20 protein-coding genes and 3 pseudogenes are annotated in these 21237 nt (G+C 59.3%); 8 read left to right on the forward strand and 15 right to left on the reverse strand.

Annotated elements, in window-relative coordinates; genetic code table 11:
• Window positions 1-251 precede the first annotated feature (251 nt).
• Entirely contained in the window at window positions 252-449 is a 198-nt protein-coding gene (locus P0D89_RS40240; RefSeq protein WP_408370962.1) for a hypothetical protein, read from the reverse strand.
• Between the two features lie 336 nt (window positions 450-785).
• Here P0D89_RS40240 and P0D89_RS40245 point away from each other — a divergent pair.
• A pseudogene (locus P0D89_RS40245) lies at window positions 786-1006 on the forward strand (IS30 family transposase); the annotation flags it as partial.
• Here the strand turns inward: P0D89_RS40245 and P0D89_RS40250 are convergent.
• A pseudogene (locus P0D89_RS40250) lies at window positions 994-1113 on the reverse strand (IS5/IS1182 family transposase); the annotation flags it as partial. The pseudogenes P0D89_RS40245 and P0D89_RS40250 overlap by 13 nt on opposite strands.
• A gap of 44 nt (window positions 1114-1157) precedes the next feature.
• On the opposite strand from P0D89_RS40250, the pseudogene P0D89_RS54705 reads away from it, so the two are divergent.
• Window positions 1158-1295: pseudogene (locus P0D89_RS54705) on the forward strand (IS30 family transposase); the annotation flags it as partial.
• Between the two features lie 122 nt (window positions 1296-1417).
• On the opposite strand, the gene P0D89_RS40255 reads toward P0D89_RS54705, so the two are convergent.
• The 3 genes from P0D89_RS40255 to P0D89_RS40265 all read right to left on the reverse strand — a co-directional run bounded on the left by P0D89_RS40255 (window position 1418) and on the right by P0D89_RS40265 (window position 3651).
• Window positions 1418-1663, reverse strand: a complete 246-nt coding sequence (locus P0D89_RS40255) for a hypothetical protein (protein WP_408370964.1) — start codon at window positions 1661-1663, stop codon at window positions 1418-1420.
• A 660-nt stretch (window positions 1664-2323) separates the two neighbouring features.
• Window positions 2324-3112 (reverse strand): anti-sigma factor family protein, encoded by a 789-nt coding sequence (locus tag P0D89_RS40260; protein WP_408367299.1) that lies wholly within the window; start codon window positions 3110-3112, stop codon window positions 2324-2326.
• The gene (locus P0D89_RS40265) at window positions 3112-3651 is read right to left on the reverse strand and encodes a sigma-70 family RNA polymerase sigma factor (RefSeq protein ID WP_408367303.1); all 540 of its coding nucleotides are present in this window, start codon (window positions 3649-3651) and stop codon (window positions 3112-3114) included. Before P0D89_RS40265 ends, P0D89_RS40260 begins: the two co-directional genes overlap by 1 nt.
• Before the next feature lie 600 nt (window positions 3652-4251).
• On the opposite strand from P0D89_RS40265, the gene P0D89_RS40270 reads away from it, so the two are divergent.
• Complete coding sequence (locus P0D89_RS40270) at window positions 4252-4497, forward strand: DUF4148 domain-containing protein (RefSeq protein WP_408367297.1); 246 nt, start codon at window positions 4252-4254, stop codon at window positions 4495-4497.
• 137 nt (window positions 4498-4634) lie between these two features.
• Window positions 4635-4955 carry a DUF4148 domain-containing protein gene (locus tag P0D89_RS40275; RefSeq protein WP_408367295.1) on the forward strand — a complete coding sequence of 107 codons (321 nt, stop codon included), beginning with the start codon at window positions 4635-4637 and terminating at the stop codon, window positions 4953-4955.
• Between the two features lie 647 nt (window positions 4956-5602).
• Here P0D89_RS40275 and P0D89_RS40280 read toward each other — a convergent pair.
• Together P0D89_RS40280 and P0D89_RS40285 are read right to left on the reverse strand one after the other, a co-directional pair.
• Window positions 5603-5947: a cupredoxin domain-containing protein gene (locus P0D89_RS40280; RefSeq protein WP_408367293.1), complete on the reverse strand. Its 345-nt coding sequence runs from the start codon at window positions 5945-5947 to the stop codon at window positions 5603-5605.
• Window positions 5948-5983: 36 nt separating this feature from the next.
• Window positions 5984-6928, reverse strand: a complete 945-nt coding sequence (locus P0D89_RS40285) for a metallophosphoesterase family protein (protein WP_408367291.1) — start codon at window positions 6926-6928, stop codon at window positions 5984-5986.
• Window positions 6929-7645: 717 nt separating this feature from the next.
• On the opposite strand from P0D89_RS40285, the gene P0D89_RS40290 reads away from it, so the two are divergent.
• On the forward strand, window positions 7646-8383 hold the full coding sequence (locus P0D89_RS40290) for a hypothetical protein (protein WP_408367289.1): 738 nt from the start codon (window positions 7646-7648) through the stop codon (window positions 8381-8383).
• Between the two features lie 197 nt (window positions 8384-8580).
• Here P0D89_RS40290 and P0D89_RS40295 read toward each other — a convergent pair whose 3' ends face one another.
• The 8 genes from P0D89_RS40295 to P0D89_RS40330 form a co-directional block, all read right to left on the reverse strand.
• Window positions 8581-8958 carry a copper resistance CopC family protein gene (locus tag P0D89_RS40295; protein WP_408367287.1) on the reverse strand — a complete coding sequence of 126 codons (378 nt, stop codon included), beginning with the start codon at window positions 8956-8958 and terminating at the stop codon, window positions 8581-8583.
• Window positions 8959-9478: 520 nt separating this feature from the next.
• Window positions 9479-9655: a hypothetical protein gene (locus tag P0D89_RS40300; RefSeq protein ID WP_408367285.1), complete on the reverse strand. Its 177-nt coding sequence runs from the start codon at window positions 9653-9655 to the stop codon at window positions 9479-9481.
• A 181-nt stretch (window positions 9656-9836) separates the two neighbouring features.
• Window positions 9837-11393 (reverse strand): DHA2 family efflux MFS transporter permease subunit, encoded by a 1557-nt coding sequence (locus tag P0D89_RS40305; RefSeq protein WP_408367283.1) that lies wholly within the window; start codon window positions 11391-11393, stop codon window positions 9837-9839.
• A 73-nt stretch (window positions 11394-11466) separates the two neighbouring features.
• On the reverse strand, window positions 11467-12627 hold the full coding sequence (locus P0D89_RS40310; protein ID WP_408367281.1) for an HlyD family secretion protein: 1161 nt from the start codon (window positions 12625-12627) through the stop codon (window positions 11467-11469).
• A gap of 65 nt (window positions 12628-12692) precedes the next feature.
• Window positions 12693-14201 (reverse strand): efflux transporter outer membrane subunit, encoded by a 1509-nt coding sequence (locus P0D89_RS40315; protein ID WP_408367279.1) that lies wholly within the window; start codon window positions 14199-14201, stop codon window positions 12693-12695.
• Between the two features lie 129 nt (window positions 14202-14330).
• Window positions 14331-14765, reverse strand: coding sequence for a MarR family winged helix-turn-helix transcriptional regulator (locus P0D89_RS40320; protein ID WP_408367277.1), 435 nt, complete (start codon window positions 14763-14765; stop codon window positions 14331-14333).
• A gap of 218 nt (window positions 14766-14983) precedes the next feature.
• A complete protein-coding gene (locus tag P0D89_RS40325) occupies window positions 14984-15892 on the reverse strand; it encodes a LysR family transcriptional regulator (protein ID WP_408367275.1) in 909 nt (302 codons plus the stop codon).
• A gap of 918 nt (window positions 15893-16810) precedes the next feature.
• Window positions 16811-17512, reverse strand: coding sequence for a TetR/AcrR family transcriptional regulator (locus P0D89_RS40330; protein WP_408367273.1), 702 nt, complete (start codon window positions 17510-17512; stop codon window positions 16811-16813).
• A 373-nt stretch (window positions 17513-17885) separates the two neighbouring features.
• Here P0D89_RS40330 and P0D89_RS40335 point away from each other — a divergent pair, with 373 nt between their 5' ends.
• From P0D89_RS40335 to fahA, 3 genes are read left to right on the forward strand one after another with little or no spacing between them, the layout of a single operon-like run.
• Window positions 17886-18650 carry an enoyl-CoA hydratase/isomerase family protein gene (locus P0D89_RS40335; protein ID WP_408367271.1) on the forward strand — a complete coding sequence of 255 codons (765 nt, stop codon included), beginning with the start codon at window positions 17886-17888 and terminating at the stop codon, window positions 18648-18650.
• A 2-nt stretch (window positions 18651-18652) separates the two neighbouring features.
• Window positions 18653-19888: a CaiB/BaiF CoA transferase family protein gene (locus P0D89_RS40340; RefSeq protein WP_408367269.1), complete on the forward strand. Its 1236-nt coding sequence runs from the start codon at window positions 18653-18655 to the stop codon at window positions 19886-19888.
• Window positions 19878-21215, forward strand: coding sequence for a fumarylacetoacetase (gene fahA, locus P0D89_RS40345; protein WP_408367301.1), 1338 nt, complete (start codon window positions 19878-19880; stop codon window positions 21213-21215). Before P0D89_RS40340 ends, fahA begins: the two co-directional genes overlap by 11 nt.
• The last annotated feature ends 22 nt before the right edge of the window (window positions 21216-21237 follow it).

The following is a 21237-nucleotide window of genomic DNA, read 5'->3' on the forward strand; positions in this document are numbered from 1 at the left end:
TAGCGGGCCTTGCTCATGCGACCGAAGCCGTTTGCTCTTCGACATGGCCGGACGCAACTGCCATATCGTGGACGCAGATCCCTTCCTGCCCTCGCTTTCCTTCCCGCATCCGGCGGTCACAACCGCCACGGCACCGATTCAATTCCCATAGCCACCGGCAGCGGAGCGGCTTAGCTCAAAGAATTTTTAGCAGGGCAGAAACGGCTCGTTCGCCACGCCCTTGTCCCGCTCATTGCGCCGTTTCCGCCCTGCTAAAAATCCTCTGGATTATCTTCATAGCCGTGAATCGAACCGATTTCATGATCTGCGGTTCGCCCCGCTTTGACTGTGGCGATACAAGCTAACGCTTGTCGGCCACTTCCAACGGTGGGGCGGCTTGGGTTGTAGGTCAGCGATCGGGCGGATTGCTGGGTGACGGCATCAAACAGCTGGACGGCAGCTTCCTGCATCCGCGAACTCACACTTTCGACCCACAACTGCCGGTCGCGCTGTCTGGGGTTCAACGGCGGTTAACTGAGTGGTCCGGTCATCCACGCCCGCTTTCCGGGGGCAGCGGTTCGGCCATTGCTGACATTGGGCTGGCTGGGTTCTTCGTCGGCAATATGGCGAACTGCTGACGATCGCGGCATCGAGCAACCCGACGGCAGCTTCCTGCATCAGCGAACTCACCCTCCCGACCCGTTACGGTCGTTAACGACTTGTGATCGAGCGTCCGCACGCAGCCTGCGGATTCAACCGGTCGATGCAACACAATAGAAGCTGCGTGAGCGGCGGGAGTGTTGCAAATGAAGCAGAGACCTCGGATCTATTTCAGCGAGAGCCAGAAGGCGCTAAGTGGGAGCGCTGGCGTAAAGGCGACACGCTTCATCAGATCACCCAATTGTTCAATCTCAACCACTCGTCGGTGAAGGGAATTCTGGTGCAAACTGGAGGAATCCAACCAGCGCCGCGTTGCCGATCCAGACTGGCGCTGACCCTTGCCGAGCGCGAGGAGATATCGCGCAGTTCATAGCGGCGCTGCGGTGCGTCCTTGTTCATCAAGGTCAGATACGGAGCGGCGAAGTACCGCTCTTCATCCGATACATCCTTTGGGTATGGCCTGCGCTTTTTCATCCTGCCAGGATACCAGGTCCGACAAAAAGTGCCTAACACTCTCTAAGAGAATCGATCTCTCCGTGTATTCGCAGGCAAAACTCAATGCTGTCGCCAGGCGGCTCAACGAACGTCCAAGGAAAACTCTAAACTTCGATACACCGGTTGAGCGGTTCCAGCAAATCGTTGCATCGACCGGTTGAATCCGCAAAAGAACGGGTACCACCTCGAGTGTCGTGCTGTAATCGCCCGGCCGGATCAGCTTACCCACTGAGGACCGCCGGCGTAGCCGCGCTCGGCGCCTTCGATCAGTATGATCGCTCTCCTACGCTGCAAGCTGGGCCGTCAATGCCGGCCGTGCAATCGAGGGCGGAAAGACGCACCAGCAGCCGTCATCGTGGCGAAAGAAGAAAATCGCACGTGAACCGCTCGAGGCCAAGGCCGCGACTCGCACATAGCGTCTCCTCTCGTAACCGGTGCGGCCGAATTGAATCACGCGCAGCCGCGTCGTCGGACTTGGTGCAAGCCATTTTTCTACCAGGAACCGCAGGGACTTCTCGGCGATGTTCATGTCCGCCTCCTTCCATTTCTGCCGCAGCTCCGTCGATCGGTGGTTGGTAGCACAATGCTGCGACTGTCGATCGTGCTGCGTACACTGAGCTAACCACGCCAGCGCCCGCTTTATTCCCGAGGCTTGCATCGGGTGATGGCGGCATGCCACGATCTCGGGCGCATCTGAACAGCTTGTCCGAGTTCTTGCAGGCCTTCTTGATCAGAGCCGAACCGGTCCAGATGCAGTTCCCTGTTCAACGGACGGATGAATGGCGGGAATAAAGAGGCGTCGTTGCACCTACAACAGAGAGACGCACAAAGATTGTGATATCGCCGATCACGAGCGGAACGCAACGCCTCCAACCTGCACTGCTCGCCCCGGGTCGGTGCACGGCTGTCTCGGATTGTGGGGTCCGTTTTCGTCACTATCGCTGGTCGCGCACCGTATCGCCCTCGATACGTGGCGTCACCCTCAGGGCCAGGCAGATGGGATGAGAAGGCGAGGGCCGGAAATAAGAGGACGGGTGCGAGGAGAAAGAAGAAGCAGACGAGGAGCTTGACGGAGATTCGTCGCTTCGGTGCATGAGTTGCTTCTTCAGTCGGACCTGTCCTGTGACAAAATTATTCTGGTTTGCGCGTCGCACGGGGAGGTGCCGTAGGCCTACCCGCGTTAAGCCATCTACGAAGCGGGATGTGCAAGCAGATTCGTGATGAAGCCGTTCAGTTCAGTTTCACCGGCGTCGGTAATCGCCCAGTAGTTCATCCCTGCTGCACTCCAGTGAGCGAGGTGATAGCCCTGCTGCTGGTAGACCTGAGGAGGCGGGCCGCCCGCGTCGTTGCCCGGCCACACATAAAGATTGATCGGGTGCAGCTTGTAGCGATAGACCATCACGGCTACCGATCGCCCATTCAGGTAGTCGAGCCGGCCGCCGACCAGCGGATATCCCTGCTGCGCAAGATCGACCACAGGCGGCGCGAAGTCCAGTTTGCCGTCGAACCACGGCTTCACAGTATGCCGGTCGGTTGAGATCACATCCGAGAGGTGATTGAACTGCAGCGAGCGAATATGATTGTCCACGAGTTCCTGAGTCAGGCGCGTATCGCCCGACGGAGCCGACAGGTACAAACCCGCGCTCCACGTGAGCGCAAGGACACTGAAAGCCATCGCGCCAACCGGCGCCCAGCCCAATGACTGCCCGCTTGCCCTCCCAGCGAACCGGTCAACCAGTTGCGCCCACAGCGAGCGCCGGCCCGGCAAGGCGGCCTTGATACGCTTCACCAGTTCAGCCGGCGCCTCCACGCGCAAATCCGCCTGCCTGAGTTGCGCACTGACGCTGCGTTGCTGCTCATAGGCCTGCTGACACTGCTTGCAGCCGGCCAGATGACGCTCGAATTCGAGCGACTCCGACAGGCTCAACTCCTTATCGATATAGCCTGGCAGCAGTTCAAACGCCTGTTCGTGATCCATCACGCCTCCTGATCCGTCGGTGCAAGCAGCGCCGCGAGTTGCTGGCGCCCGCGCCCGAGGCGAGACATCACCGTACCCATCGGGATGCCCACGATATCGGCGATTTCCTTGTACGACAATTCTTCCAGCTCCCGCAACACGATCACCTCCCGGTATTCCAGACGCAGCCCCTGCAACGCTTTGTGCACCCGCTTCTGGCTCTGGCTGCGGATGAGCATCGCTTCAGGACTGTCGTCATGGTCAGTGGTACTCGTCTCAAGGCTATGCATGTCTTCTTCGAACTCCGTGGTATCCGCAGCGTGCCCCCGGTTCTGCCGATGCCAGGTGTAGAAGGTATTGCGCACGATGCTCAATAGCCACGCACGGGCATCCTCGCCGCGGAATCCACCAAAAAACCTGAATGCGCGGAGGTACGCCTCCTGGACCACGTCCTGGGCGTCCTGGTCGTTATGCGTCAGCCAGCGCGCGACATTGAAGGCCGAATTCATATGAGGCAATACGAGCGTCTCGAAGCGCCGCGCAGTAACTGGATCGGTCATTGTCAAATCCCTGCAGTAACCGCTCTCCGTGACCGACCCTTATCAGACCAACGGCACGTCACTTTTATTCCCGGACCGGTAAAATCGGCTCCGTATTACCCCGGGGTAGCAACCGACTGTAGTGTGATCGATACGCGTATGCGGAAAAAGTCATGGGGGAAAACCTCCGTTGACGCAAATTCAACTGGCTAGCCAAACCTGTCTGGGTCGATTATCTCCGGCTCGGGTTGCCAGTCAGGGCACTCCCACGCCCGGTGCGGTGTGCACCATCCGGTGCCTTTCTTGCAATTCTACGAATCCCAACTGGTAATACCCTCGAGCATGGCAAACGGAAGAGTGACCTCCGAGGCATTGTATCCGCGCCGAAGTTCATCACGATGCATTCTCTGCCCGGCGACCGCGGCCCTGCCATTGATAACGGTACAACCGGACGGGCGGCCGACATCGCTCCAACCTGCCACCCTGTACTCCCCGTACCTGTCACCGACAGCAAGATGACGTGGACGGTGAGGTCAATGCTTTTTATCGAGAGCACGGAATATCCGGTGACGAAGCGGAGTCTTCTCATCGCATACCGCACAACACTCTTAGGAGTCTGAAATGAAGAAGCTCGCTATCACCGCCATTTCGTTTGCCGTCCTCACGTCGTCGGGCGCATTTGCCCAGAGCAAGACACGCGCCGAGGTCTATCAGGAACTGATCGAAGCGCAGCAGAATGGCCTGAACTACGTCACCGACACCTCGTACCCGGACGTCAATCCGATCTTCGAGGCACAGGTTGCCCGGATGAAGCGTCAGCATCTTGCGCAACAGCCTGCAGCGACAACGGACAGCACGACCAATTGAAGACGCGTTTCGTCCCGACTGATCTTGCGTGGTGCTTCAGGACGCGCATGCCGCGCCATCACAGCACCACGCAAATCACGTTCAGCCCAAGCCGAATTTTGCGTGGGCCCGCATCCCAACCCTTGACGAGTACGAATATGAAATCAAATTCAATGAATCGGTTTGTCGACCAGCCATTACGTGCGCTGGTTGTCTCCGGCGCAGTGCTGATGGCTACCTCAGCCAGCGTGTACGCGCAAACTCCGTCAGAACCTGCCGCACATCAGGTCACTCGTGCGGAAGTGCTACATGAACTCGAGGAGCTGGAGGCGGTCGGGTACAACCCGTCCCAGGGCGACGATGCTAGCTACCCCGCCGATATTCAGGCTGCTGAAGCAAAGGTTGCCGCCAAACATCAAGCGGAAAGCAATGCAGTAGCGGGGGGAGTCCAGAGCGGAAAGACAACGCCAACGCCCTGAGTCGCCTTCTCGCTGGTGACAATCCGCCTTGCTTCACAAGACCTGGCTGCTTGACCAAAGCAGCCAGTGACATGCCCGATTCTACGCTCAGCGTCGCAATTCAGACCGCAACAAGCTGTTTAGCGCACGTGATTGATCGCACTGCCTGGGAGCCGCAGCCCTCCCGCATGTCCAGGCAATGGCCCCGATAGCACGCGAATAGAACGAGCACGCGTCGATTCAGGCCGGAAGGCACACGATGCTCGCCACGTTGAAGCGCGACGACGGCGTTAAGGAAACTGGTCGGGGGTTCGTTGAGTATCTGGCACTGGCTGAACGTGTGACTGATCACTGGACCCGAGCACTTCGGACTCGCCAGCGCCGCCGAATACCCTGCGATCCAATCCACCGTCGCCGTCCGGTCCGCCCCAAGCCGACGCGCCCAGCGGCGCTCCAATCAGAGCCGAGCCGACCAGCTTCGATAACCGCTCTCATCTGACGTTCTCCGCCCTTCGAGGATCATCCAAAGTCACCTGTCGCGATCCGCATCCAAGGGAATGGAGTGATCGCCGCCAGAATCCCGCAGTCGATTACGCGAACACCGCGCCCCGAGCCCTCTTCCGGACGGTTGCTCAACTTCTGGCGGCACTAGCTCCTGCAGGGCACATCTAATGGACGGTAATCGTCTCCTTCATGGTCGGGTGTATGCCGCAGAATACCTTGTAGACACCCGGCTTATCGAACTTGAACTGGAAGGTATCATTCTGATCAAGTGCGGCGGAGCGAAAGATTCCGGCGTCGTTAACGACCGTATGCGGTTCACCGTCGAGATTCTTCCATGTCACGGTCGCGCCTGCCTTGATGGAGAGCGACATCGGCGAGAACATGAAATTCTTTATCACGACGGCATCGGACTCCTGCGCCTGCACGACGGAGAAATCTGCGGATGCTGCCATGAGCATCCCGAACCCAAGGGCGACGATAATGGCGCGTCGAAGAGTAGTGGTTAGCATGACATGGTTCCTGGTTGATGAGTACCGTGTGTCGATTCAGATGAGCGTCGTGTCGGCGAGCGTCGTCCTGAGGGGATGGCGCTTGATCTTGATGCTGGTCACGCCAAGCATCCTCGGAAGCTGATCGCTCGCGACCTTCAGCGGCCCAGGTCCGGGCCCGTTGCCGGCCGTCGGTTGCGGATAGGCCGTTGAGCGCGCCGTATGGAAGGTAATATTGCCCTCCACCTTCGACACGATCTGATGGATATGCCCATTCAGTACCGTGACCGAACCGAAGCGCTTCAGATAGCTCATCGCCTGGCCAGCATCGCCTGTGCCCCAACCCCATGGTTCGTAAATCGTCCACATCGGCATGTGCGCGAAAACGACTATCGGAGTGCTGGTTGAACGACCTCTCAGATCGCTTTCCAGCCAGGCAAGTTGATCGTCGCCAAGCCCCCCCAAACCGTTTGGCTTGAAATGCATGACGTTGACGAGACCGACAAAGTGCACGCCGTTGTGATCGAAGCTGTAATAGCCATTGTTGTCGGAGGCTTGACCGAAACGGTTGAAGTATTCAGTTCCAGCCCCGTCGGTCACATCATGCTCGCCGGGCACGGTATGCAACTCGGTGATATTCAGGCCCGACATTAGTTGGGCCGCGAGATCGAACTCCTCTGGCTTGGAAAGATGCGTAATGTCGCCAGTGTGAATCGTCAGCGCCGGCTTGACCGGCATCGCGTTGACGAAGTCAATTGTCTGCTTAAGCGTGCCCGCGACATCCGGATTGGCTTCCTTGTTGAAGCCAATATGACTGTCGCTGATCTGCAGGAACAGGGGGACGCCCGACACGGCTGACGAATCCTTCGCCGTTGCGGCGAGGGCTAATTCCACCGGCGTAAGAACACCGCCGGCCAGGACAAACACAGTGCCCACGCCTCCGAAGGCGAGACATCTCAACGTGCCGCGGCGCGACGGGTCGGATGGAAGATCTGACGACATATAGTCCTCACGATTAGGTTGAAGAGGTAGACCGCCGGATCATCCGACGGACCTCCCAACTGGGTTCAAGAGCAAGACTATCGGATCATCCGTTTTATTCCCGCCTGCGCGACATTGCGAATGAGCCCGTGGGTCCTGTCGTCTTTGTTGTCGGCAGTGTCCGCGCACCTGGGTCGCAACGGTCGGTGCGTCACGGCGATGTGATCAGGAATGGTGGCAAAAAAGCGTCACCCTTCCGCTGGTGGATGCTGGTTAGCTGGCGGCGAACTGACTTTCCATTCGGGCAAGTGGCTTTTTGAAGGCCAGGGAATATCCCGCGACGAAACGGCGTCTACTCCCTGCATACCGCACAACACGGTCAGGGAAGGCCCACAGGCCGGTCCCCCGTTCCGACCTGAAGACAGGAGAAATGCCAATGAACCCGTTCGATCTTCGCGGCAGCCCGTTCCCCAATGCGTACAGCCCGGGGACAGCCGGCCGACAGGGGGCGGCGAACAGCCACCCAGGTTCACGCCGCCAGCGCACAAGCAGGAAGGCCTTGTCGGGCATCCGAGCGGTAGCTCTGATCGCTGCCGTGTTCGGGTGGCTGATGGCTGCAGGATGCACGTCGCTACCGCAGACCAGCAGCAATGAATGCGTAGGTCCAGTCAGCTACTGCCAACTGTTTTTCGGCTCCTGAACAGCAGTTCTCTACACGTCTGATGTCAGGGGGAGAAGGTGAAACAGACTTTGCGCCGTTTGCAACTCGGATCGGGCGTGGTCATGCTGATCTATGTTTTTCTCCACCTGATCAATCACGCGCTTGGGATCTGGTCGCTGGAATTTGCCGGGCAAGGTCTCACGTTAGCGATGCGGCTCTGGCATAGCACGCCCGGAACGGTCCTGCTTTACTGTTCGGCCGGCCTGCATTTTGCACTGGCTCTGCACACGATCTACGGGCGCCGCTACTGGGCGCTCCCACCAGCCGAATGGATACGCCTTTGGGCAGGACTAAGCCTTCCTTTACTGCTTATCCGCCATGCGGTGGGAACTCGACTCGCGGCATCGCTTTATGGCTTCGAACCGAACTATGAGCGGATTGTAATATCGCTGATCACGAGCGGCACGCAAGGCTTGCAACTCGCGCTGCTCGCGCCGGGGTGGATACATGGTTGCCTCGGACTGTGGTTCCGGGTGCGCCACCACGCGAAGGTGCAACGCGCGAAGCCCGCGTTTTTTGCTCTGCTCGTCCTTCTGCCACTAATGTCCGCGGCCGGCTTTGTCCGGATGATGCGCGCCGTCGTGGTAATGCATGCCATCCTCCCGACGCCCGACCCGAAACTTGTCGCTCATCAGCTCGCACTCGACGCGTGGCGTCACAATCTTGTAGCCATCTACCTGGCGCTGGTCATCACCGCTTTCGTGGCTGGCCAGACGCGCAACTGGTTTGAGCGCCGACGAATGCGTGACTCATAGCGCTAACGAAAACTTGAAAAAGACGCTGCTGGCGGCAAAGGACGCCTGAGCGCCCCACTGCCCCGTTATCTTCTTCACTCCGGTATGTTGGGTATTGGCCGGCCTGCACCGGCATGCTTGTCGAAACAATTCGGCCAGGCGCCGTGAGCACTGCGCGGCGGCGCCCCCGGTTTTCACGACAACGGGTGGCTCCGTCACTACTTGACCGTGAAGGTGTACTCACCCTCCATACGGTGCCCGTCGGCGCCAACGGCCACCCACGTGACCGTGTACACCCCCGGCGTCAATGCGTTTAACGCCACCCACATATGTTTCGCGTTCGACGGATCGACCACCGACTTGCCATTCGTCACGGACCTGCCCCGCACATCGGTCACGGTGATTGCACTGAATTCCGATTCGAGTCCGTCATCGAAATCGATCGCCACCGCATTTTGCGAGCTGGGCACGGCGGAGCCAGCGGCAGGTACTTCATGTTTCGGGAAAACGTGAGCGCGTGCCAGTCGCGCGATCGCCAGGGTCATCGCAGCGACGAGGCCGCGCGCGGCGGATGCATTCAGAAAAGAGGTTTTCATGGATCGATCAGAGTTTTGCCTTGAGAGTTGGGAAGCAGTTCATCGACAGCGATCGAGGCCGGAAAGTTGCGGCCGCCACCGAGCCCTTGAGGCGGAGCAGTCAGCGAACCGGCCAGGCAATCGGAGGCGCCACACCGAAGCATCTTTACGTGAACGCGGCGTCTTGCCTGGACCTGATGCGACGCTCGCGCGGCCGCCGCGATACTGACCAGACAGGTTCGCGCTCGAATCAGCACCACCGGGCACCCGACGATACATTCGTCATCCTGCGGGGCGAGGCGCACCCGCTCCGGCGCTCGTTGATCAACATGGCACTACAGCCGATATCCTCGTGCAGATGTGCCGTAACAAAACGATGACGAAGCGCATTTTCCGGGGTCTGGCTAACACGTGCGCTCGTGCACCGAACAAGCCGGTCATCAACGAGCCACGCAGTCACCCCGCGGCCAGAGCCCGGATTCATGATTTGGCCAATGTCATGCACTTCGGCATGGTCAATCAGCGCTTCGCGATCAACGCGTCACTCTAGCGACACCCGCATCTTTTTGCTTGCGCTCCTGGTCAAGCTGAAAGCGTTCTTCTGGACTATCGCCTGGCGAACGTCAAACCGGCCCAATCCAGCTTCAAAACTTTCAAAATCTACGTCGGCATTGATCGTGACGCGAACCATTTGTCTTTGGGTTTCAGATGTCTTCACTTTGAGCTCCTTCGAGATCGCATTGGGTTAATACATAAGAAGGAATTCACCTGTCAGGGCACAACTGCCCTACGGAGAATCCTGAAATACGTCGCGCTCGGAACGCTTTTACGATTCCTGAACAGTCTTACCTATATACGGGACCACGATATGCTAAACATTCGTATCGTTCAGCCATCTATCAGTGCGCACTCGCGGCGGCATCGCTTGAACCGCCAGCCTTACTCGGCTTGGTGATCCAGATGAGCGGAATGATGATGATCATGATGATCGCGGCCCCGTAGAACACGTCATTCAGCCCCAACATGGCGGCCTGCGCTTGTACCGTCTGATCGAACAACGCGTACGAAGCACCTTTTCCCAGGCCAAGCAGCGAATGGTAGGCATCTATTTGCGCATTGAAGATCGGGTTGGTCGGGCTGGACTGCTGCGTCAGGATCTCGTGATGCAAGATCGTTCGGTTATTCCACACGACGTTCGCCAGTGACGTACCGACACCGCCGAAGAACACGCGTCCGAAGGTGGACAGGCCGGCAGCGGCCGGCACCTTTTCGGGTGGCTGCCCTGACAGGATGATCACGGTGAGCGGAGCGAAGAAGAGCGCCATCGGAATACCCTGCAGGAGGGTCGGCAGGATGATGTATCCCTCGCTGATATCGGTATAGAAATACGTGCGCATGAAGTAGACGATCGCGAATCCGATGAACGCGCACGTGCCGATGATGCGGGCATCGGAACGCGGCAGAATCTTGCCCATGATGGGCGCGCCGATTACCGCGAAAATGCCCAGCGGCGCCGTAGCGAGCCCCGCGTCGACGGCTCGATATCCGAGGTATTCCTGCATCCACTGCGGAAGCAGCACCAGCGTTCCGAAGAAGATGGCATACGCGACGGCAATCGACACGGTGCCTCCGAGAAAGTTGCGCTGCTTGAACAGGGTCAGGTCGACGATCGGGTTCTTGTCCGTCAGCTCCCAGATAATGAATGACGCGAGACCGACCGCGGAAACGATAGCCAGCACGACGATCGTGCTCGACGAGAACCAGTCGAGATCCTTGCCCTTGTCCAGCATCACCTGAAGCGACGCGACCCAGACGATCAGCAGCAGTAGCCCGACAACGTCGATTGGCAGCTTTCTGGCCGGTGTATCGCGCTTGCGATAAAGAATCCAGACCATCGTGGCAGCGAACAGCCCGACCGGGATGTTGATATAGAAGATCCACGACCAGCTATAGCTGTCGGTCACCCACCCGCCGAGGGATGGCCCGACAATCGGCCCGGTCACCACGATCATCGAGAACAGCGCGAGCGCCAACGAGGATTTCGCCTTTGGCCACGAACTGAGCAGCAGCGCCTGCGACATAGGGATGAGCGGCCCGGCGACAGCCCCCTGCAGCACGCGCGCAAGCAACAGGATAGGCAACGTCGGAGCGATGCCGCACAGCCAGGATGCGAACACAAACAACAGTATCGAGCCGATGAACAGCCGGACCTGCCCCAGCCTCTGCGTCAGCCAGCCAGTCAGCGGGATCGCGATTGCATTCGCAGCGGCAAAGACGGTGATGACCCACGTGCCTTCGTCAACCGATACGCCGAGGTTTCCGGAAATGGTTGGAATTGCGACGTTAGCGATCGACGAGTCAAGCACGGTCATAAAGCCCGCCAGGCCAACGCTCAGGGAACCCAGAGCGAGCGTCGCCCCGGTCAGCGGCGGGTGATTTGGATGGTTGGTGTTCATGGTGATACGGCTATCCTGTGTCGGGCAAGAAAGGCGCGGCATCTTTCATGTGCCGCGTTCCAATGAGCGAGCATCATTTGTTTTCCGCGATGATCCGTGCGATAGCGGCATCGGCCTCGTCGCCGTACTTTGCGAAGACGTCAGTCTTATAGGTCGACGTAGACACCGTACCGGGCTGGGCACCGGCAGGGTCCTTGACGTCGACATCCACGTTCATTGACAGGCCCACACGCAGCGGATGCTTCTCCAGTTCCGCGGGTGGAATCTCGATGCGCACCGGCAGCCGCTGCACCACCTTGATCCAGTTGCCCGTCGCGTTCTGCGCCGGCAACAGCGCCAGTGCCGATCCGGTGCCCGGCGTAAAGCCCACCACCTTGCCGTGATAGACGACGGACGAGCCGTAGACATCGGCCTTCAGCTCAACAGGTTGTCCAACCCGGATGTGACGAAGCTGCCACTCCTTGAAGTTCGCATCGACCCAGACCTGCTCGAGCGGCACAACGGACATCAGCGGTGTGCCGGGTGACACGCGCTGCCCGACCTGAACAGAGCGCTGGGCGATGTACCCGGTTACGGGGGCCGGCAACGTGGTCCGCGCATACGCCAGGTATGCGTCGCGAACGTGTGCGGCACTCGCGAGGACATCCGGATGTTTCTCGACCGAGGTGTTAGCCGTCAGCGCGCGATTGGCACCGAGCTGCTGCTGGGCAGCGTCCAGCGCAGCCTGAGCCGACCTGACGGCATCCCGTGCATGCGAGATTTCTTCGTCCGACACGGCCCCCGTCATACCGGTGGAAAGCCGGCGTTTCAAATCGTCCTGTGCCTTCGAAAGGTCCGACTGGCGCTGAGCAATATCTGCGCGATATTTGTCATCGTCGACATACAGGCCATGGACGCTACGAACGGTTTGGCCCAGATTGGCCTCGGCCTGTTGCAATGCAATCTTTGCGTCCGCTGGATCAATCTGGACGACCGGTTCGCCCTGTTTCACGACCTGCGTATTGTCCGCATTGACCGCGATGACTGTGCCCGTGACCTGGGGCGTGATTTGTACGACGTTACCGTTGACGTACGCATCGTCGGTATCCACGTGGTAACGGGCGTCAAGGAAATAAAAGGCGCCATACGCAGCGCCTGCGATCCCGAGGGAAGCGACAAGCAGCGCAAGCAGCAGTTTGCGTTTTCCGGATTTCTTCGCCGGTTCGTTGACCGACGGTGACTGAGGGGTATTCATCGATAGCTCCAACAAGGTTTAAGGTACGCCGTCCCGTGTCTACGCCTGACGGCCGATTTGGTCATTCATTGAGTTGTCGTGCCGTTGGACGGCGCAGGAATCGGTGTCTCTGCATTCGCCGCAAGGCCTGCGCGCGAGGCGTCGAAGCCGCCGCCTAGTGCCTTGATCAACCCGATCTGCTTGCTGCGGCGGTCCATCTCGAGATTGACGACGGCCGTTTCGGCTGCCAGCCGGTTGTCGTCGGCGTTCAGCACCTGCAGTTGCTGGTTCAAACCGGCCTTGTATCGAACGATGGCGAGTTGATACGCCTTGGTCTGCGCATCCAGTGCCTGCAGCGCATCGACCATTTGACGGTCGGACGAATGGATCTGCGTGACCTGCGTGGCAACATCGGACAAAGCGTTGATCAATGTCTGGTTGTACGTGGCGACGTCGTAATCGAAGTCCGCATAGCGGCCCTTCAATTGGGAGCGCAGTGCACCGGCGTCGAAGATAGGAAGATGAATCGCGGGCCCCGCCTGAATCTGCCGGCTTCCGGCCGTGAGGAGCCGCCCCCAGCCAAACGCATCGAATCCCGCCGCTGCGGAGAGATTGACGTCCGGATAGAACTCAGCCTTCGCCTCCTTCACATCGTGGGTTGCTGCATCCACCTGCCAGAAGGCCGCAACGATGTCCGGGCGACGCGAAAGCAGATCGGCGGGCAGGTTGTCGGGAAGCGCGACGCTGGCACCCGCTCCAAGCGAAGGATTGGCGATCTTGAGGCCGCGGTCCGGCCCATCGCCAAGCAGGGCGCCGAGCTGGTAGCGTACGGTCGTGATCTGTCCATCGAGGTCGCTGACGCTGGAGCGGCTCGTTGAGGTTTCGCCATAGGCAGTCTGCCGTTCCACATTGGTGTCGCGTCCCGCGCCAACGCGGCCATCCGTGATTTGCCCGATGTCCTCGCGATTCTTGACTTCGCGGGCCTGGATATCACGCAACGCATAGAGCTGCGCAAGATGGTTGTATGTGCCAGCCACCGAGGCAGCCAGCGAGATTCGCACCTCCTCGGCTTCGGCGTCGGCGACCTTTTCCTGCGAGACGGCCTGACGAAGCTTTTCCCGATTCTTGCCCCACAGGTCGAGGTCAAACGAAGCGCTGACGAGCACGTTGTTCTCGCTCTGCCACGTGCCACCGTAGGGCGGCGGAACGATGCCATTGCCCGTATAGAGCTGACGCGTCCACGCATAACTGCCCGTTACATTCGGATAGAGAGTCGAGTTGGCGCTGCCGACATATGAAGAGGCTTTCTCGATGCGGGCGCGTGCCTGGTCGATGGTCGGATTGTCCTTTAACGCTTCGTCGATCAGTGCGGGTAGCTGTGGATCGCCGAACTGTTTGGCCCAATCCATGGCGGGCCACTGTCCGCCCTCGGCGGGCAAACTCTGCTTCGTCTCGAACTTTTCGGGCGGTGCAATCTCCTTGTCGCTCTTGATTCCGGCGTAGTTGACGCATCCGGCCAGGCCGATAGCCGCTACCGCCGCGGCTATCGAGGCCGTCCATGCGCTCGCTCGCAGTTGGGGTCGATGGTGATTCATCATGGTTTCGATTTTCCTTTGGCTCATCTGGGAAATATGTCTTCGCACATGTGAAAGTGCATATGCACACAATCGTGTTCAGGTGTTTACGTATCGATGCGTGAAGTGAATCAGTTTGTCGCTTTGTGGTTACCTTTCGGACAGGTCGGTCGTCATGCGGAACAGTTCACTACGCAGATGAGCTGCCTGCTGCAGTCCAAAGCTACGTTCGAAGCTGGTCTGCGCAGCTGCCCAGTGAGCAGCCGCTTCGTCGAGCTTCGCCGACCCTCTCCTGGTGAGTACGACGCGCAGTCGCCGATAGCTTTGCCCTTCGGGAGGGGCAACCACCAGTCCACGCCGGAGCAAGGGTTTAAGCACCCGAACGAGAGTCGTTCTGTCCATCACCATCGCCTTGGCCAGGTCAGCCATGGTCAAATTCGGATAACGATCTAGCGTGCTGAGAATACTGAACTGCGTGGGCGTGATGTCGGCCTCGGACAGATAACGCTCGTAAAGCTTCGAAATGTGTCGAGCGGCCTGGCGAAGGGCGAAACAGTCGTCGTTCTGAAGATCATTTGAGTGCATACGCACAGATTAATGCAGCGACCGCCGGGAAGCGATGCGCTCCAGGTTATCAGTTTGTTGTGGTTTCTCGCCCCAATTGCCCGAGGAACATCGGGAATTCTGCCTGGGGCGCCGACCTGGCGCGCACGTGGTCCGGATCCAATCGGCCTCGCCACCGAAAGTAGCGACTTACGCGGCCCTTCTTACTTCCGTCGTGTTTCGCGTGCCGTTTTACCGGACTAGCGCGATATCGCCGGCGCCGCGAAAAAGACAGCGGCATAGTCGATAAACGCGCGTACCTTGGCAGGCAGCAGGGTCCGATTGCTGTATGCGAGCTGGATGTCGATGCTGTCGTGGACAAGCTGCAAATCGGTGAGCAGGCGCACGAGCTTTCCCGAGGCCAATTCGTTCTCTACAAGCGCTAAGGGCACGACATCGATTCCGAAACCTTGCAACACCATTTCACGATTGAAGGCGGGGCTGTTCGACGAAACATCGAAACGAAGCGGAACGCGCAGTTCGGTCTCGCCCGTCCGGAAGCCGATGCTGGGGCGGCGAATGGACGGCGACATCGGTACAAAAAGATGATTGGCCAGTTCCGACGGATGCCCCGGCGTTGATGAGGCCTGCAAATACTCTGGCGTCGCGACGATGACGATCGGAATTCGTTCGAGCAGACGCACGACCGTCGTTTCACTCGTCAGCATGTATGGAACGACGATGCCAAGGTCGTACCCGTCGGCGACCAGGTCGACAGGCCGCTCCGTGAGCGTCACGTCGAGCGTGACCTTCGGATGGGCCCGCTTGAATCCGGCGATCAAGGGAACCAGCCGGCTTACCGCCGTCGTCGTATGGGCGACAAGGCGCAAGACGCCGCCCGCTTCCCGTGTCTGGGTTGCTACGTCCGCTTCGAGTGCATCCAGATCATCCAGGATGCGCACACAGCCTTCGTAGAATCGTTCCGCGGCTTCGGTGAGTGAGACCTGTCGAGTGGTCCGATTTAACAGCCGGCATCCCATCCGCTCTTCCAGCCCCGCTATGGCCCGCGACACCGCTGGCCGGGCCAGTCCATGAATATCCGCCGCTCGGGTGAAGCTCTTCAGTTCGACCACCGAGCGGAAAACGCGCAGGCTTTCGACATATTCCATGGTGAGATCTCTTCGACGAACGGGAACAGAGAATGGACGGAATGCCGCTTTCAGCATTGTTGGGCGTCCAGCTGCGGACCATGTCTCCCACTATATTTCAGAAGATAAGCAACTGTTGACCCGGCGACAGACAGCAGTCTATGTCAAGTGGCGCGACGGATATGGTCGGCGTGGATCCCCGTGCCCCGCGGGCGGCCCGCAAGAAAACTGCGCGAAATTACTGCCGCAATTACGGTTTCTTTCCCTTGCCGAGGCTATGTCGTCCGACTGCGCTCAAGGTCAATTGCTCCTGCACTGACGTGCAATCGTGTCGATTTCCGTCGGCCTATTCTTGCCTTGAAAGGTCGCTGAAATTCTATGAGAGCGTTGGAGTTGAAGTCCAGTGATCGCCTAAACCCCAAACCGATAGACCTCCGAAAATGCTCTTCGAGGAAAAACTCTTCGTGATAGCGAGAAGGAACCATCCGGTAATAAAAACCTTGATTACGCTCGACCAGCACCGTCGCGCTGGACATGTCACCTCCGAGATCGCAGGATGGACGACATCCGGACGTGCCATCGAAGAAGCGCTCGGCGACGTCGGTTCGCGACGGGAGAAGTATGTCCGGGTCCAAAGCTCGCTCGCCGTGCCGTGTGTTGTGGCTAGCTCGGACCCATCGCAACGGAGAGCGTGCAAACTTTTGCACGCTCTTGGCTGCCGCTCAACGAGAGAAATTCGACTGGACGGACGTAAGAGCGACTTGATCCACACATCGGAGCTCGCCCTGAGCGTCGTCAAGACCTTTGGCGACCGGATGGCCGATGGCTCCATGCCGAAGCGGAAGCCAAAAAGCGGGCACTGTTGGTTATTTTCTATTAAGGCGGACCTTGGCAGACCTGGAGCCAGGCTGATTCCCTTAACGTCACCGAACTCGCCCCTCACCGCTGAGTTCGCATTGTCTTGCCGGCGCTCTGCAAGCCCTGGATATGCATCATCACCTCTTCGAGGCTTGGCGCGCCTGCTGCGACCGCACTGAGGAACATGCTGATTGAGAACTCCACCACCTGATCGATTGAAAGCGGCTTATCGGATCGAGGCATGCGATCTGACAGGATCAGCGTCGCGAGTCCGTGCTCCATGCTCCAGGCAGCATGGGTGACGAGCGTCAGCGATTGCTCTTCCCATTGCCTTTCCAACGCGAATTGCTCGACAGACGAAGCGAAAAGCCGGAACGACTTCGTGGTCTCCGTGCTGAGCTCCGGGTAAGAATCGCGCGCGACGATCCGAGGACCGACCATCAATTCGAATAACCCCTTATAGCGCTGGGCAAACTCGACATAGACCCTCATCATCCGATATGCCTTTGAAAGCGCCGTCTCGTCGGATGTCGCTATTCCGACGCGCAGCGCCGCGAGATCGCGAAAGCCATCTGCCGCAATGGCAGCCAGCAGACCTTCCTTGCCGGCGAAATGGTGAGAAGGCGCAGCCTCCGACACACCTGCTTTACGTGCCAGGTAGCGCAGACTGAGTTCGTGGACGCCTATCTCCTCCAAAGCGCGACGCCCCTCTGCAATCAGTGCATTACGCAGATTTCCGTGGTGATAGGGCACGGTCACGTCAGAAGATGCTTTTGAATTCACGATGACACCATGGAAGTGTTCAGACGATTAAAAGGACAAATCTGGTTTCGCAACAGGCCTCGCACGTCGCTTGCCGATATCCCGGCGCACATCCTAATCGCACTCTGCTCGCCCCAACACCGGGAATACCCTAATTTTAAACCAACTTATCAGTGTTAGGATCGTGCCATGGATTCGCACGGCACAAGGCATGGACTGTTTTAGCGCGGCGTAGGCGCGGAACCCACAGCCAGATCGTTGAAAGCGGCAAACCTGCCTGGCCTGACACGCTTTCAAGGTAGATATATACCTTGTATTTCGGAGTCCTATATTTTTCACAGTCTTCGTAAACAATTCGTCCGGTAACCCATCGGACCAACATGCAGGATAGGACATGAGCATCGTTCTCTTTGAAAAACACGGCGCCGTCGGCGTCGTCACCATGGCAAAGCCGCCTCACAACCTGCTCGAAGACATCTTCATTCAGGAACTGCTTGCCGCGTACAGCAGAGCCGTCGAGGAAGGGTGTCGCTCGATTCTCCTGCGTAGCGGCATGCGCCATTTCTGCGCCGGCGCGGACGTGACAGCTTTCGCAGCAGGCGGCCGACGCCGCGATCAGGCTAACCTCGAGGCGCTCCTCGATGCCCTCGAGAATATCCGCATCCCTGTGATAGCGGCTGTGCACGGCGGCGCGCTCGGCGGTGGCTTCGAACTGGCATTGACCTGCGACATGATCCTGGCGGCCGACACGGCTTTCTTCGGCATGGCAGAAGCGTCTCTTGGTCTGTTGCCGCTGCTTGGCGGCGTCCAGAGGGTCGTGCAGCGTGTGGGCGTGGCACGCGCCAAGGAAATGGCGATGTTCGGCCGGCGCCACGATCCGGTAGCACTCGAACGCTGGGGTGCCGTCAACCTCGTCGTCGCCGAGGCGGAATTGCCGAATGTATCGATGTCATGGGCCCGTCAGCTTGCGGCCGGCCCAACGGTCGCTCTGGGCGGCATCAAGAAACTGGCGAATCTCTCAGCACGTCGTGGCATCGAAGGTGCCGATGCACAGCAGACCGAGGTGAACAACATGATGTGGGCAAGCGCCGACCAGAAGCGCGGCCTGCAGGCCTTCGCGAAGACCGGTCCGGGCTCCGCAGTATTCGAGGGGAACTGAACATGAACGCACCACTCGACGGGCTGAAGGTCATCGACTTCACACGCGTGCTCGCAGGCCCACTGTGTACCAAAACGCTGCGCGATCTCGGCGCCGACGTAACAAAGATCGAACCGCCCGGTGGCGACTCAGGTCGCGGAGGCGTGCCGCACATCGACGGCATGTCGGTCTACTATGCGCAGCAGAATGCGGGCAAACGCAACCTCAGCATCGACCTGAACTGGCCTGAAGCACGCGAAATCGTGACTGACATGTGCCGCGACGCAGACGTCATCGTTGAGAATTTCCGCCCCGGCACACTCAACCGCTTCGGTCTTGGCTATGAGCAGGTTCGCGAGTTTAATCCGGGCGTCGTCTACGTTTCCGTCAGCGGCTACGGACAGACGGGCCCATGGCGCAATCGACCCGCGTTTGCCCCGACGGTCCAGGCGGAAACCGGTCTGACCGACATTCTGCAGCAGCACTACGGCGACTCGCTCACTGAACTCAAGAACGATGCCTGTAGCCATGCGGATGTCTACACGGGTCTGCATGCCGCCATTGCGGTGCTCGCCGCCATTCAGCATCGCAACCGCACCGGTGAAGGACAGCACGTCGACGTCGCGATGGCCGCGACCATGCTGGCAGTGAACGAGCGCGCCGGCGCACAACTTTCCGGAATCGACACGCAGGGCGAACCGCCAGCGCTAAGCGCACCTGAATCTCATATCTTCAGGCTGCCGGACGGACGTCAGTTGACCATCGCCGCGAGTCCCATTTACTCACCGATGTTCGTCCGTTTCTGCTCGATGATGCGTCGAACCGATCTGCTGCAGGACCCGCGATTCGCGTCCGCGCCGCTGCGCCGCCAGAATCTCGAAGCTCTGCTGAACGAAGTCCGCGCCTGGATACTCACCTTTACCGACCTGGACGAACTCCAGGCACAGGTAAGCGAACAAGGCCTTGCTGTCGGTGTGGTCCGCAGCACGAATGATCTCGCGGAATCTGAATGGGCGCAGGACTGGGGCGCGATTGTCCATGTGGACGACCGCTCGGGAGGCACGATGCGCATGCCGGGTGTGCCATGGCGCTTCAGTGGCGCAACCTTGCCGCCGCCTGGCGTCCCTGCTTTCCAGGGCGAACACAATGTCGAGTTGCTCGCCGAACGCAGTGTCGATCCCGCTTTGATCGAGGAACTGCGTCAACGTCGTGTGCTGCTCAGCCGCCGGAGCCTGCGGGGTGAATTCGATGCACCTTGACCGCACGCACGATGCTACTGTCAAGAGTTGGCTTGCCTCCGCCAATCAGCCTAATTGCGACTTTCCGCTGCAGAATCTCCCCTACGCGATCTTTCGCCGCAAGGGAGATACGGAGGCGTTTCGCGCAGGCATCGCGCTGGGGGACCAGGTCATCGACCTGGCCGCCCTCCTTCGCGAACGCTGCCTCAACGGCCTCGCCATGCAGGCGGCCATCGCCTGCACGCAGCCTTCGCTCAACGAGTTTTTCGCCATGGGCCAGGACGCATGGCGAGCCTTGAGGCACGCCGTCTTCGCGCTTTTCGAAGCGCCAGCGATCAACGTGTCGGCGACGCCTGATACCGACGTGCTGCGCCGGTGTCTCGTTCCGCAGGCTCTGACCGAATACAGCGTGCCAGCCCGTATCGGCGACTACACCGATTTCTATACGTCGATCGACCATGCTCGCAACATCGTCAAGCTGCTGCGTCCGGACTCGGCACTGTCGCCAAATTTTCAATGGATGCCAGTCGCCTATCACGGGCGTGTCTCGAGCATTGGAATATCTGGTCAGCAAGTACGGCGGCCACTCGGACAACGCCTTGCTGCGGAGAGCAGCGTGCCTGAGATATCTGCGTGTGCGCGATTGGACTATGAGCTCGAACTGGGAATCTTTATCGGCGTCGGCAACCGGCAAGGCGAGCCGATTCCGGTGACCGATGCCGAACAACACGTGTTTGGTCTTTGCCTGCTGAACGACTGGTCCGCGCGTGACATACAGATGTGGGAATCGACGCCATTGGGGCCGTTTCTCGCGAAAAATTTCGCCACCACGATCTCTCCGTGGATTGTCACCATGGACGCTCTCGCGCCGTTCCGCCATGCATGGGAGCGGCCTGCCGACGAGCCTCAGCCGTTGGCCTATCTCGACGCGCCCACCAATCGAAGCGAAGGTGGCGTCGACATCCAGCTCGAGGTATGGCTGGAATCCGAGCGGCAACGTACGAGTGACGCTCCCGCTACACGGCTGTCGCGCACGAGCTTCCGTCACCAGTACTGGACCGTCGCGCAAATGGTCGCGCATCACACAGTTGGCGGCTGCAACCTGCGTAGCGGTGATCTGCTCGGTAGCGGCACGATCTCGGGCCCAACGGCCGCTGAAGCTGGCGCGTTGATCGAGCTCACTGCCGCGGGAAAGACCCCCGTCGTCCTGGGAGATGGTGAAGCACGCGGCTTTCTGGAGGACGGCGATACGGTTGTCATGAAGGGCTGGTGTGAGCGACCCGGATATGCGCGCATCGGCTTCGGCGAGAACCGCGGAGACGTACTGCCCGCGCGAGTGGTTGTGTAGAAGCCGTTGTTGCACCGTCACA

The organism is Paraburkholderia sp. RL18-085-BIA-A (assembly GCF_046027075.1).
GTDB lineage: Bacteria > Pseudomonadota > Gammaproteobacteria > Burkholderiales > Burkholderiaceae > Paraburkholderia.